We start from the raw sequence: 12,953 nt of genomic DNA, 5'->3' as shown, positions 1-12,953 counted from the left end.
TGAAGGTGAGATCGCATAATGGCTCGTCGAGGTGGACTAGGAACAAATCTTGATGCATTAATTCCAACATCACTTACAGTTGAAGGTCAAGAAGTTGCTAGACACGATGAAGTTGATATTAATTTAGTATCCCCAAACCCCCGTCAACCCCGTAAGCATTTTGACGAAGAGGCACACAATGAATTAATAGCTTCAATAAAAGAGATCGGCATTTTGCAACCTCCAGTAGTTCGCCAAACAACTGATGGAAGATTTGAATTAATTATGGGCGAGCGGCGTTTCCGTGCCGCTAAAGCAGCAGGACTTACAAAAATTCCAGTGATTATCCGCCAAACGTCAGATAATGAACTACTCCGAGAAGCACTCATTGAAAACATTCACCGGAGTCAATTGAATGCAATCGAAGAGGCCGCCGCATATTCGCAGCTACTTAATGATTTTGAATGCACACACGACGAACTTGCTCGAAAACTTGGCCGCTCGCGTCCTTTAATCTCGAACACAATTCGCTTATTAAATCTTCCTATTTCGGTACAAAGCAAAGTTGCTGCAGGGGTAATTAGCGCAGGCCACGCACGTGCCTTACTCGGATTAAGTGAGATGTATAGTATTGAAAACCTTGCTCAACGTATCGTTAATGAAGGGTTGAGCGTGCGCGCAGTTGAAGAGATTATCTCTAAAACTGCACCAAAGGAGCGAAAGAAATTAAAGAACACAAAATCAAGTGTGGTTGAATTTAATGAAATCGCAGAGAGAATCGGCGATGCATTAGATACAAGAGTTTCAATTCAAGGAAGTGTTCAAAAAGGAATTATTATGATTGAGTTTGCTGGTGCCGAGGATTTAAAAAGGATTACACACACAATCGAAGGTTAAGTCAGTTCACCACTACCGCGGCGTGACATTTCTGTCTTTATAACCCCTCCCAAAGCTTTTACACCAACACGGATGCGCTCCGGAGTTGGATAACAGTACGAAAGGCGCAGCGACCACGAACCAAAACCATCGGCGTAAAAGGCGGTGCCCGGAACGTAGGCAACTTTTGCAACGATAGCTTTTGGCATTAAAGCACTCGTATCGATTTCCGGTGGCAATGTAACCCATACATAAAAACCGCCCCCAGGTTTCGTCCATTTTGCGGAAGCCGGAAAAAACTCATCTAAAGATTCAAGCATTGCATCACGCCGAACTTTATATAAATCACAAAAGGAGGCGATCTGATCTCGCCAAGGTTGTTCGGCTAGATAGCTTGAAATAGTTAGCTGAGCAAAATTCGAAGGACACAAAATTGAGGACTCACTTGCAATTACTAATTTTTCTTTCAATGAGGGCGGGACTAACGCCCAACCTACTCGAAGACCCGGAGCTATTGTTTTAGAAAAAGTTCCGAGATAAATTACATTTTCTGAGTCTTCAGCCCGCATCGCGTTCGGTGATGGTTTATCAAAACCCAGAAGACCATAAGGATTATCTTCAACAACAAAAATCCCAGCCTCGCGACAGATATTCAAAATCTCAGTTCGGCGCTCAGCAGGCAGTAAAACCCCTGAAGGGTTTTGATAATTAGGTATCATGTATAAAAATTTAATTTTACGTCCAACTTCACGGACATTGATTATCGCCTCACGAAGAGCTTGAGGCACTAAACCTAAGTCGTCGGTTTCAACATGGACCACCGAGGCTTCGTATTGATGAAAGGTTCCTAAAGCGCCGACGTATGAAGGCGCTTCAACCAAAACAACATCGCCGGGATCGATGAAAATTCGTGAGATTAAATCAAGGGCCTGTTGGGAGCCGGTTGTAATTAAGACATCGTCGGGGTTAGCGCGGATTCCCTCTAGCGCCATTACTTCGCAGATCTGCTCGCGTAGTTTTGGATGGCCCTGCCCGCTTCCATACTGCAAGGCCTCAGAACCATTGGTGAGGATTAATTTTTGAACAACATCTGCCATCATCCCCATCGGAAAGGCTGAGAGATTTGGCATTCCGCCGGCCAAAGAGACAATCTCAGGGCGAGAGGCAACGGCAAAAAGCGAGCGGATTTCACTGGGCTTCATGTGTGCAGCCCGGCTTGCAAAGCGCTCCTCCAAATTCTGAGGGGCACCGGTTGCAAAGCGATTGGTGATTTCGGACATGGTCCAAGTCTGCCACACGCTAAGCACGTGCCGAACACTATTTAGCGGCGAATGCCTGCCTTACGTAAATCAGAGATGCGCAGTGTTCCCGTTTTTGCATCATCCTCAGATGCTAAATACAACCGCTGAATTGCGATTACTAAAGCTTCGGCGATTACATCGCGAAAATCCGAGCGGGAAATTCTCTCAACATCAATCGGGCTGGTCATATAACCAAGATCAATCTGAACCGACGGTGCTCGTGTTAATCGCAATAAATCCCACGTCATCGCATGAGTTCGACAATTAACTAAATCTGTCCGGGCACAAATCTCACGCTGAACCAATGAGGCAAATCGCTCACCGACAATTGAATGAATACCGTGTGCATCGCTTCCATAAAAATATGTGGCAACTCCATGTGCCACCTCATTAACATAACTGTCGCGACTAAATGAGATCATAAGATCTGCATTACTTTGATTTGTGAAGGCAATGCGTTCAGTTTCAGTCGGATTATTTGATACACCACGAGTTAAAAAAACCGATGCACCTAGTGCAAGTAACCTACCTTCAGTTCTCAGAGCAACATCATAAATCAGCGAGTCATCTTCAGCGGGATTTAAAACTATAACTTTATTGGCAAGAGCAGGACCACGATTTCGTTGTGTTGCACTCTCACGCATCGCAGTTGGTGCACCACCCGAAACGGTTCGAGTCAATCGCAATAAAGCAATTATTGTTCCTGGGCCACATTTCCCATCGCCGACGATACCTACTGATTGTTGAAACTCTTTCACCGCAGCTTCAGTGCGCAGACCATAGATCCCATCTACTCGCCCACAGTCAAAACCCATCTCAGTCAACCGCGATTGCAGTGCAGCAACATCGTCACCCCGCATTAATGGAGGCACCTGTAAATTTAGAGAGCGATCACCAAGTTTCCATCGTGCCTCATCAAGTGCCCGTTCGGTGACAGCATCAATAACGCCAGTGACATTTAATCCGCGGCTCTGTTGAAAACTTCGAATCTGAGCTTCACTTAACTCTGACATATGTCAAGACCAATTTATGAAATAAAACTTTCAAGCTCTTTAAGCATGGCAGGTTTTGGTCGCGCGCCAACAATAGTCTTTACTACTTCACCATTGACAAAGACGTACATAGCCGGAATGGAAGTTATCCCATACTTAATTGCAATTGCCGACTCATCGTCAGTATTGAGTTTTACGATCTTCAATTTTGCGCCATGCTCATTTGAGATCTCTTCAAGAATTGGACCGACCGCCCGACATGGACCACACCACTCTGCCCAGAAATCAACCAAAACAGGGGTAGAGCTTTTCAATACCTCTGCATCAAAGGTAGCGGTCGTAACATTTGTCGTTGCCATTCTTAATCTCCAGATCTATATATGTAGTGAGCTAACTTTAGTGGTGAGTCAGAAACTTTTCAGCATCAAGTGCTGCTTGGCAGCCTGAGCCTGCGGCAGTGATCGCTTGGCGGTAAGTGTGATCTACAAGGTCTCCACAGGCGAAAACACCAGGAATATTGGTCTTTGTAGAGCGAGCATCTACTTCTACGTAACCCTCATTATCAAGAGTTACCTGATTGACGATTAGCTCACTACGTGGGATGTGGCCGATTGCAACAAACAAACCAGTGAAGGAGCGTTCGCTTACGGTTCCATCAATGGTGTTACGTAGTTTTAATCCAGAAACCTTTGAATCACCAAGTACATCTACAACCTCCGTATTCCAGAGAAATTCAATTTTTGGATTTGCTACTGCACGTTCAATCATTATTTTGGATGCTCGCAGAGAATCTCGGCGATGAATTAATACAACCTTACTCGCAAATTTAGTTAAAAATGTAGCCTCTTCAACGGCTGAATCACCCCCACCAACGACAGCGATCTCTTGATCACGAAAGAAAAAACCATCGCAAGTTGCACACCATGAGACACCATGTCCGGATAATCGCTTTTCATTTGTTAAACCAATTTCACGATAAGCAGATCCCATTGCGAGAATAACCGACCGCGACTTAACAGTGTTCCCTGATCCATCCACTAATGTTTTTATTGCACCAGATAAATCCATCTTTACAATGTCATCGGTAATTAATTGAGCACCGAAACGTTTAGCTTGCTTTTGCATATTTTCCATCAAGTCAGGACCCATAATTCCATCGACAAAACCTGGAAAGTTTTCAACTTCGGTCGTGTTCATTAAGGCACCACCAGCTGTAACAGCACCTTCATAAATAATTGGATTCAATTGAGCACGTGAAGCATAAATTGCAGCCGTATATCCGGCCGGGCCTGAACCAACAATGACAACATCTCTCACTTCATTCACGTGCGCTCCTTTGGGTGGCTAATCAAACTAATTTAATCATTGCTAGATGAACGACGAACGACAGAATCACGAAGGTGGCCAATCATGGAAATTTCTTCTACTCCGGCGGCTTTGCCGGCAATCAAATAACCAAAAAAAGCCATCACCATCACGATAGCTAACTCACCAGCACGGGCGATGGGAGTTAACTCAACCCCAACCCAAGTAATGTATTGCGTTAGCCCAAACAACGGAGCCATTACCGCAACTGAAGCCCCAATTAATCGCAGATGTTGCCCAAAGAAATCCCTGATCTTGAGCGGACCAGTATGTCTTTTCAAGAGCGAGAGAGTAATCAACAGGCCGACGATGTAACTAATAGAAAAAGCCACCCCAAGACCGATAGTCACCCATTGATTCTTGAGAATATTAAGGAAGAGATATGAGAGCGCCACAGAGATCACATTGATGAGAAGTATAGAAATTACTTGTGTACGGGTGTCTTCAAAGGCATTAAAGCCTCGGATTAGAATTAAATTAATAGAAAATGCTACGAGCCCAAAGCTCAACGCTGATAAAACAAAACCGATGTATCTCGAATCCTCTACGGGCACCCCAATAAAAATCACCTCGGTGATTAAGGGACCGAAAAATAGAAAGGCAACGGCGCTAGGAATCGTAATGACCCCAACTAACTTAATAGCTCGTATCAACTGAAGGCGAACCTCTTCACTGTCTTTAGCAAGGGCCAAACGAGACAGGTGTGGCAATATCGCCGTGATTATAGAGATGGTGACGATTGAATAAGGCAATAACATTACGAAATAAGCGTATGTATAAGGGGTATATCCGACTCCTCGAACCACACCCTCTTGGGCACTTCGCACCGCTGCGCTTGTAGCAACATTTACTGTTACAAGATAACCGAGTTGTGAAATTAAAACATATAGCAAAGTCCACCCCGCCAAACCAAAGGATTTTCCAAGACCTGCTAGACCCCACTGCGGGCGTAATTTGATACCTAAGCGCTTAATGACCGGCAACAAGACCAGTGCTTGAACCACAACACTAATAGTTGTACCCCAACCTAAAATTAGGATTTGAGTTGAAGTAATCGTCGAAACTGCAATCTCAGAGGAGAAAAATAAAAAACTGCCAAATAAAATTATGCCAACGATGTTATTAGCAATTGGAGCCCACATAAGTGGACCAAAAGATCCTCGAGCATTTGCAACTTGTCCAAGCATGGTGAAGAGTCCAAGGAAAAAAATTTGCGGTAAACAATAACGAGTGAATGCAATCGCAATTTCTTTTTCGCTTTCAAAGCCCGGAGTAAAGAATTCAGGGGCATAGAGACGCACAAGGGCCGGCGCAAAATAAACTCCAACTACAACCAAGACCATTAATATAAGAGAAATAGTTGTAATTAAGCGAGAAGCAAAACCATCCCCACCATCTTCTTGATCAAATGAGCGAACTAATTGTGGAATAAATATCGCTGTAAGTGCCCCACCAACAAGTAAGTTGTAAAGAATATTTGGCATGGTATTTGCCACGTTGTATGTGTCAGCCAACAATGTCGTACCCAGAACTGCCACAATCAAAATACCTCGAATAAATCCAGTGATTCGAGAAATAATTGTTCCAAGCGCCATGATTCCAGAGGCTCGAAATAGCTCGTTAGATTTCACTTTGTCGCCCCCTCTTTATTCGACGTACACTTTGAGCAATTGCAGCCAATAAGAGAAGTATTGCCGCTCCAGTCGTGAACCAGGTTACCCGCGAATCGATAACCGTCGCATTAAGCTCTAAAACCGCTGAAGGCACCACACTAATTCCGAGAGCATCTGTAATCTGAGCAAGAACAACTGTTTGGCCGGGTGCAATTACAAAGGCGTTGAGTTCTAGTTGGAGCTTAGAAAGAGCAGGTAGTACCACTCCCGTAAAGCTATCGACAATGATTCGCGCATTTCCTGCCACCATGCGTATATTCACCGTGACCTCAACCGGAAACTCATTAATCACTGTTACTGGAAGAGAGCTCATCTCAGTAGTGAGTTGGTATTTACCCCTAACTATCCGAAGTTTTTGAACCTGCGCATCAACTGCAATACGCGCATTAACTGAAAACGCGGCTTGCTCCTTAACTTTGAGTGATGGCGATAATAATCGCGCCAAACTCATGCGCAGTTGTACGAGCTCAGGCGAGCTGACGACCCTTGATAAACGGGTTAAATCTTTTCGCGATTCACCGTAGGCTCTACTTAATTCACTGCTCATTTTTGATGTTCCAACGTTCCAGAGTTGGTTTGGCTCACTGCCGACGTTGCGCCCTAAAGCTAATTCCAGAGCAGTTTTCCCATAAGCAAAATACGCCCGTAACTCACTTGGAGCTAAGCGTTTGGCAAGCACTACATCTGGATTTCCATATGCTAAAGCAATAACTTCATTATTACTCGTAATTTCCCTCAATTGAGTTAGCCACGAGAGGGCAATTCCCTTGCCACTTGGAGTAGCGCCTCCAACAAGAATGTAATTACCTGTCATCGCTATAACTTCATCAATCAAAGCCGGATCAACCGCCCAGATTTTTGATTCCTTAAAAGGTGTAAATACCAACTGACCTAATCTCCCAGAAGGAGTTAGTTCTTGAGCAAGATCATCATTGACAAATTCTCCCGTGAAATTTTGATGCACAGTGCTCGTAATGCGCACAACAGATCCTTCGGCGGAGGCGAAAGGTAAAGTTATGAACAGAAAGAAAAGTGAAAGTAGAATAAATATTAATTTCCTCATATTTTTAACTCGCCACTTCGGGCAATTAATTTCTTTTCATCAGGATAAGCGAGGCGTTCAATGATTTCTCCCAACGGAAACCATGAGACATCATCGACCTCACTCTCTTGTGGCATTAACACACCACCCACTTCTGTGAATAAGAAGTGATGAACTGTTTTATGAATTCTCTTACCACCGGCCATAAACCAAAAATCAATAACTCCTAAAGGTCTAGAAATTAGTGAAGTTATTCCCGTTTCCTCTGCAACTTCACGGATCGCTGCCTGTTCAGGGGTTTCACCTTCTTCAATATGTCCCTTTGGAAGAGACCATAGAAGTCGAGTGCCACTGGCATCTTTATGATCAATTCGACCAATGAGAAGCCCTTGCTCTCCAGTTGAATCGATGACCAATCCACCCGCACTGACTTCATCTACACGTTTGGAGTAATGGCGTTTAATGGCAGGCTTTACCGGAGTAGAGGCAGATGGCTTATGAGGAGTTTGGGGGCCGCGGTTAGCGGAGCGCTTGCGCTTCCGCTTCTTTTTAATACCATCGCTGCCCGCACCAGGTGCCGGGTTCATGGAGCAAGAGTACTGCTCTAACCTTACTTATTGTGACTAGTGCATTGGGGGCGGCAGGCGAGTTAGCGATCCGTTCTCTCGTAGAACGCGCCCCATTAGCAAGCTCTTTAGCTCAAGCCTTTAAAGATAAAGGCTTTACATTGGCACTTGTCGGTGGCCCTGTACGAGATGCGATTTTAGGGCGGCTTGGTAATGATTTAGATTTTACGACAAATGCTCTACCGCAACAATCAAAAATGATTTTGCAAGGATGGGCTGAAAGCGTTTGGGAAACCGGAATCGCTTTTGGAACCGTGGCTGGAAAACGTGCGGACACAACTGTTGAGGTCACTACTTATCGCAGCGAAAACTATCTCTTAGATTCTCGTAATCCCAAAGTCGAATACGGTAAAGATATTCTTGGAGACTTGTCTCGGCGAGATTTCACGGTCAATTCAATGGCGTTAGAACTAACTGGTATTTCTCCACAATTCTTTGATCCTTTTGACGGTTTACAAGATTTAGCAAAAAAAATATTACGAACGTCAGGTAGACCAAGTGACTCGTTTAACGACGACCCATTGCGCATGATGCGTGCAGCGCGATTTGCCAGCCAATTGGATTTTGACATCGACCCTGAAGTCATAACAGCGATGAAAAACTTAGCCCCTCGCATTTCGATTGTTTCCGCCGAAAGAGTGAGAGATGAATTCATAAAAATTTTAATGTCTAGAAATCCGCGTATCGGAATTACAATTTTAGTAGACACTGGATTAGCTGACCTAGTAATACCTGAAATCCCGAAGTTACGGTTGGAAGTTGATGAGCATCATCACCACAAAGATGTGTACGAACACTCCATCACGGTATTAGAGCAGGCCATCACACAAGAGGATCGTCTACAGGGACCTAACTTAGTGATTCGATTGGCTGCACTCTTACATGACATAGGTAAACCTAAGACACGGAGTTTTATCAAGGGCGGTGGCGTCTCATTTCACCACCATGAAGTTGTGGGAGCGCGATTAGCCAAAAAACGATTACAGGAACTTCGATTTGATCGCAACACTATCGACGCCGTTGAAACATTAACCGCGCTCCATTTACGTTTTCATGGCTACGGAGATGGAGAATGGACCGATTCAGCGGTGCGCAGATATATACGCGATGCCGGAGAACTATTAATACATCTGCATGTACTTACCCGTGCAGATTGCACGACGCGAAATTTAGCTAAAGCAGTTCGACTCTCAGGCATATATGACTCACTTGAGGCGCGCATCAAAATTTTGATGGAGCAAGAAGAGTTGTCAAAGATTCGCCCCGACTTAGATGGTGCTCAAGTAATGGAGATTCTCAACCTAAAACCTTCACGAGAAGTCGGTGCAGCAATGGATTTCTTAATGGAGCTACGGCTTGATCAAGGTTCAATTGGTGAAGAAAAAGCTACTGCCGAGCTACTTAATTGGTGGAAAAACCGAGCTCCGAAGTAGTCGCAAAGCTACGAGTAGATAGGCCACACTCACACACAATGGAACAACGGCCGAAACTCCGGATTGAGGCAGTAAAAGCGCAGCGATTAGACCACCTGAAACAATTGCGCCATTGACCACCACATCATAAACAGCAAAAACACGCCCTCGGTAATAATCATCAATCTTTGATTGGACTAAGGCATCATTTGTTACTTTCAAATTTTGGCCGAAGAAGGCGGTAAAAAAAGCGGTCAGAGCCAAAGCGATTTGAGTTTGCCACATAGCAAGGATTAATGGACCGGCTGCACTTGCAAACATTGCATATTTAATCCATAAATGTCGGCCGACTTTAGAAACGCCAAAAGGTGCGAGAAATGCACCGCAAAAAAGCCCAACGCCTGCCACTGTAAGCGCAATACCGAAACCTGCTAAACCATCTTCAGGTTTACTTGGGTCGTTAAAAGTATTTCTCTCCAGCAACAGTGCAGTTAAAGTTAGTGCAGTTAATCCACCTCGATGAACTGCGGTCGCTAGAATCCCACGAGCGGCATCAGAGTTTTTAGCTAGAAATTGGAAACCCTCACGCATATCTCTTAAACCTTGGAAAAAACTTGATGCCTCTATCTCATGCTTTAGCGGCCCAATTTCATATCTCTTTAATCGCCCTGCCAATATCGCGGATATTAAATATCCACAACTTGCAATTAAAACAAGCAACGCATCGGCATGATTGGCAAGAACTCTAGAATCAAATAATGCTCGAACACCAACACCAATTCCTCCACCAAGTACGACGAGAAGTGAACCACCGGTGACGGCAATTGCATTGGCCGTTATCAGCGACTTGGTGTCAATAAGCAGCGGTAAACCTGCGGATAGCGCTGCAAGTATCAATCGATTGATACCGAAAGCAATTAAGACTGCAACAGTTAAGGTTGCGCCAGAAGTTCCACTAAAGATAATGAGAGCAACTACTAAAAGAGTAAGAGAGCGTAAGAGATTAGAAAATAGAAGGGCTCGCTGTCTTGAAATACGATCAAGAAGGGTTCCAACAAAAGGCCCAACTATTGAATATGGCAATAACACCACCGCAAAACCCATCGCCGCACTAAGTGCATTTGCCTGTCGATTCGGGGAAAAAAGAATAAATGAGGCCAATGCGCTTTGAAAAACACCATCGGTGGTCTGACCTGACCATCGAATAGCAAGTAAGCGAGAGAACCTTGGATGTTTAATCAGTTCCTTAAAACCCATAAGAAAGAGCGTAGTCGCAGAACTTGGTTTATTCTTATCCTCTATGAAATCGCAACGTTCGTACATCGATTATTCACTTGATAAGCGAGCGACTCTTCTTGCGCTCTTTCGTGGAGCTATCGATGCTTGCGATGCCGACCCTTATTTGGTGAGAGCAGCGAAATGGCACGGTGAAAAGGTTGCCCGAAACTGCCCGGTCTGTAAGAAAAACTCACTAGTAGAGCTTGGATACACCTTCGGAGAACAACTCGGCCAATACTCAGGGCGCATTAAGTCACCCCAGGAGCTTCGTGCCATGGAGAGCGAGTTTGGTGAATTTAGGGTTTATGTCGTTGAAGTGTGTAAGGAGTGTTTGTGGAACCACCTATGTGTCTCTTTTATCTTAGGAGATGGCAGGGAGCGTAAAGCGCCTCGAAAAGTACGCACTCTTGAGGACGAAGATTACGCAGCACGGTAGCCTTAACTAATGCTACGCAAACTGCTCATTAGAACCACGGTCTTTGTGGCCGGCTTTGGTTTTATTGCTGGAGCGGTTCTTTTTGCCCTAGCTTATTTTACCGTTGAAATTCCAGACCCAAATGCCTATGTCAATAGTCAATCAACCATTATTAAATATGCAAACGGCACCGAGATTGGTCGAGTAGGCACACAAAATCGTCAGATTTTGCCATTAGCGAAAATCCCACTGAATGTACGTCACGCAGTGCTAGCTGCTGAAGATCGCAACTTCTATTCAAACCGCGCGTTTAGTATCACGGGTATTTTACGTGCTGCATTTAATAATCTAAAAGGCGGGTCTGTGCAAGGCGGATCAACAATCACGCAGCAATACGCAAAGACTGCATTCTTAACTCCCAGTCGCACGATTCAACGTAAAATAAAAGAGCTCGTAATATCAATCAAGTTAGAGAACCAGTTATCAAAAGATCAAATTTTTGAAAACTACTTAAATACAATCTATTTCGGCCGTGGTTCATACGGTGTTATGACTGCGGCTCAACAGTATTTCAATCGCAACGTGGGCCAATTAACCGATGCTCAAGCTGCAGTGATTGCATCTATCTTGCGCTCGCCCGGTTTATATGATCCCGCATTTCAAGAGGGCAATAAGGCACGACTAATGGCTCGATTCGACTATGTAAAGAATGGAATGCTCGAGGCTGGCTGGTTGGATAAAAAATCCTTTAACTCTATGAAATTACCGGAGATCGCACCACGATCTACCTCTGGGCAGTTGAGTGGACCAAAAGGTCACATTATTGAGGCAGTGCAAAAAGAGTTAGCTAAACTCGGATTCACTCAAGACCAACTATTAGTTGGCGGACTTGTAATCAAAACAACCCTCGAACAAAGAGCTCAACAATCTGCAGTCGATGCGGTGAATAAGTATTATCCAAAAAAAGCCCCAGATAATTTACGTATAGGTCTTGTGGCAATTAGACCTGGTACAGGCGAAATTGTCGCCTTATACGGTGGCCGAGATTACCTTGCGCGCCAGTTAAGTGATGCGACTCAATCAATTGCATTGGCAGGATCAACTTTTAAACCCTTTGCAATTATTGCCGCGCTAGAACAAGGGATACCCCTTACCTCTATGTGGAATGGGGATTCACCACAAACATTTGATAACGCCGGAAAGCCTTATGAAGTTTCAAATTACGGGAATGAGAGTTGGGGTCAAATAAGTTTGCTCTTTGCAACACAACACTCAGTTAATACAGTCTTTGTCCCACTCGGAATTAAAATTGGTCCAAACGCTTTTATCGATGTCGCCCGGCGTGCTGGAATTCCAGATTCTGTTGCAATGATGCCAACCCCATCTGTGGTCTTAGGCGTGGCAAGTCCACGCGTCATTGATGTTGCTAATGCATATGCAACCTTTGCCGCCGAGGGCATAAAATCAAAACCATATTTAGTTGCCCAAGTCATTGGACCAAACAGAGGCGTTCTCTATGAGGCAAAACCTGAAACACAAGAGGTATTTTCAAAAGAGGTCATAGCCGATTTAACATATGCACTTAAAGCAGTAGTAACAGGTGGAACCGGTGGGGCGGCCCTTGCTTTAGGGCGTCCAGCTGCAGGCAAGACCGGAACATCTCAGTCAAATGCATCGGCCTGGTTTAGTGCGTATACCCCACAATTAGCGGCATCGGTCGCACTTTTTAGAGATAGTGCATCTGAATCGCTCAACGGAATCGGCGGGCTTACCTCCGTTACCGGCGGAACTTTTCCGGCAAAAATTTGGACTGCTTTTATGAAGGGTGCATTAAAAAAGCAAAAAGTATTAAATTTTCCAGCCCCATCAAATATTGGCGGACTTGAACCAATAGTCATGACGACTAGTGAAACGCCACCACCAACACCACCGCCTACAACACCGCCTACAACACCCCCACCGCCACCACCATTACTGACGCCAACACCTTAACT

At 44.7% G+C, this 12,953-nt stretch carries 12 protein-coding genes; 4 read left to right on the top strand and 8 right to left on the bottom strand.

The window, feature by feature from the left end; all coding sequences use genetic code 11:
- Positions 1-18 precede the first annotated feature (18 nt).
- On the top strand, positions 19-876 hold the full coding sequence (locus Q8K48_07345; GenBank protein ID MDP1852214.1) for a ParB/RepB/Spo0J family partition protein: 858 nt from the start codon (positions 19-21) through the stop codon (positions 874-876).
- On the opposite strand, the gene Q8K48_07340 is transcribed toward Q8K48_07345, so the two are convergent.
- From Q8K48_07340 to Q8K48_07310, 7 genes are all read right to left on the bottom strand, one after another.
- Positions 873-2,135: a PLP-dependent aminotransferase family protein gene (locus tag Q8K48_07340; GenBank protein MDP1852213.1), complete on the bottom strand. Its 1,263-nt coding sequence runs from the start codon at positions 2,133-2,135 to the stop codon at positions 873-875. The two genes, Q8K48_07345 and Q8K48_07340, sit on opposite strands and share 4 nt — an antisense overlap.
- Positions 2,136-2,176: 41 nt before the next feature.
- Positions 2,177-3,169, bottom strand: coding sequence for a peptidoglycan-binding protein (locus tag Q8K48_07335; protein ID MDP1852212.1), 993 nt, complete (start codon positions 3,167-3,169; stop codon positions 2,177-2,179).
- Between the two features lie 14 nt (positions 3,170-3,183).
- The gene (gene trxA, locus Q8K48_07330) at positions 3,184-3,507 is read right to left on the bottom strand and encodes a thioredoxin (GenBank protein MDP1852211.1); all 324 of its coding nucleotides are present in this window, start codon (positions 3,505-3,507) and stop codon (positions 3,184-3,186) included.
- 37 nt (positions 3,508-3,544) lie between these two features.
- Complete coding sequence (gene trxB, locus Q8K48_07325) at positions 3,545-4,474, bottom strand: thioredoxin-disulfide reductase (protein ID MDP1852210.1); 930 nt, start codon at positions 4,472-4,474, stop codon at positions 3,545-3,547.
- A gap of 32 nt (positions 4,475-4,506) precedes the next feature.
- Positions 4,507-6,144, bottom strand: a complete 1,638-nt coding sequence (gene murJ, locus Q8K48_07320) for a murein biosynthesis integral membrane protein MurJ (protein ID MDP1852209.1) — start codon at positions 6,142-6,144, stop codon at positions 4,507-4,509.
- A complete protein-coding gene (locus Q8K48_07315; GenBank protein ID MDP1852208.1) occupies positions 6,134-7,168 on the bottom strand; it encodes a DUF6049 family protein in 1,035 nt (344 codons plus the stop codon). The genes murJ and Q8K48_07315 overlap by 11 nt, the downstream gene beginning before the upstream one ends.
- Positions 7,169-7,245: 77 nt before the next feature.
- On the bottom strand, positions 7,246-7,815 hold the full coding sequence (locus Q8K48_07310; protein MDP1852207.1) for an NUDIX hydrolase: 570 nt from the start codon (positions 7,813-7,815) through the stop codon (positions 7,246-7,248).
- A 32-nt stretch (positions 7,816-7,847) separates the two neighbouring features.
- Here Q8K48_07310 and Q8K48_07305 point away from each other — a divergent pair, with 32 nt between their 5' ends.
- Positions 7,848-9,287: a CCA tRNA nucleotidyltransferase gene (locus Q8K48_07305; GenBank protein MDP1852206.1), complete on the top strand. Its 1,440-nt coding sequence runs from the start codon at positions 7,848-7,850 to the stop codon at positions 9,285-9,287.
- Here the strand turns inward: Q8K48_07305 and Q8K48_07300 are convergent.
- Complete coding sequence (locus tag Q8K48_07300; protein MDP1852205.1) at positions 9,252-10,523, bottom strand: MFS transporter; 1,272 nt, start codon at positions 10,521-10,523, stop codon at positions 9,252-9,254. The genes Q8K48_07305 and Q8K48_07300 overlap by 36 nt on opposite strands.
- Before the next feature lie 43 nt (positions 10,524-10,566).
- Between Q8K48_07300 and Q8K48_07295 the strand changes: the two genes are divergently transcribed.
- Positions 10,567-10,980 carry a DUF5318 family protein gene (locus Q8K48_07295; protein MDP1852204.1) on the top strand — a complete coding sequence of 138 codons (414 nt, stop codon included), beginning with the start codon at positions 10,567-10,569 and terminating at the stop codon, positions 10,978-10,980.
- 9 nt (positions 10,981-10,989) lie between these two features.
- Positions 10,990-12,951 (top strand): transglycosylase domain-containing protein, encoded by a 1,962-nt coding sequence (locus Q8K48_07290; GenBank protein ID MDP1852203.1) that lies wholly within the window; start codon positions 10,990-10,992, stop codon positions 12,949-12,951.
- Positions 12,952-12,953 lie beyond the last annotated feature (2 nt).

The organism is Candidatus Planktophila sp. (assembly GCA_030681675.1).
Taxonomy (GTDB): domain Bacteria; phylum Actinomycetota; class Actinomycetes; order Nanopelagicales; family Nanopelagicaceae; genus Planktophila.
This window is presented reverse-complemented; position numbering and strand designations above follow the sequence as displayed.